This window comes from Cedecea colo, from assembly GCF_011808225.1.
GTDB classification, from domain to species: Bacteria; Pseudomonadota; Gammaproteobacteria; order Enterobacterales; family Enterobacteriaceae; genus Dryocola; species Dryocola colo.
The window spans coordinates 1-759 of the sequence record NZ_SOYS01000032.1 but is presented as its reverse complement, the minus strand read 5'-3'; the positions used below and the strand labels follow the sequence as shown (position 1 = coordinate 759).

The 759-nt window shown below is 52.2% G+C and carries 1 rRNA gene; it reads right to left on the bottom strand.

What is annotated here, in order from left to right:
• Positions 1-759, bottom strand: a 23S ribosomal RNA gene (locus E2L00_RS21365); the annotation flags it as partial.

Here is a 759-nt window from a genome sequence, read left to right as displayed (position 1 = left end):
GCCACAGGTCATCCGCTAATTTTTCAACATTAGTCGGTTCGGTCCTCCAGTTAGTGTTACCCAACCTTCAACCTGCCCATGGCTAGATCACCGGGTTTCGGGTCTATACCCTGCAACTTAACGCCCAGTTAAGACTCGGTTTCCCTGCGGCTCCCCTATACGGTTAACCTTGCTACAGAATATAAGTCGCTGACCCATTATACAAAAGGTACGCAGTCACCCCATAAAAGAGGCTCCCACTGCTTGTACGTACACGGTTTCAGGTTCTGTTTCACTCCCCTCGCCGGGGTTCTTTTCGCCTTTCCCTCACGGTACTGGTTCACTATCGGTCAGTCAGGAGTATTTAGCCTTGGAGGATGGTCCCCCCATATTCAGACAGGATACCACGTGTCCCGCCCTACTCGTCGAACTCACAGAAGGTGTGCCTTTGTGTACGGGAGTATCACCCTGTACCCTGCGCCTTTCCAGACGCTTCCACTGACACACAAACTGATGCTGGTTCTGGGCTGTTCCCCGTTCGCTCGCCGCTACTGGGGGAATCTCGGTTGATTTCTTTTCCTCGGGGTACTTAGATGTTTCAGTTCCCCCGGTTCGCTTCGTTAAGTTATGTATTGGCTTAACGATAGTGCAACGGATTGCACTGGGTTTCCCCATTCGGAAATCGCCGGTTATAACGGTTCATATCACCTTACCGGCGCTTATCGCAGATTAGCACGTCCTTCATCGCCTCTGACTGCCAGGGCATCCACCGTGTACGCT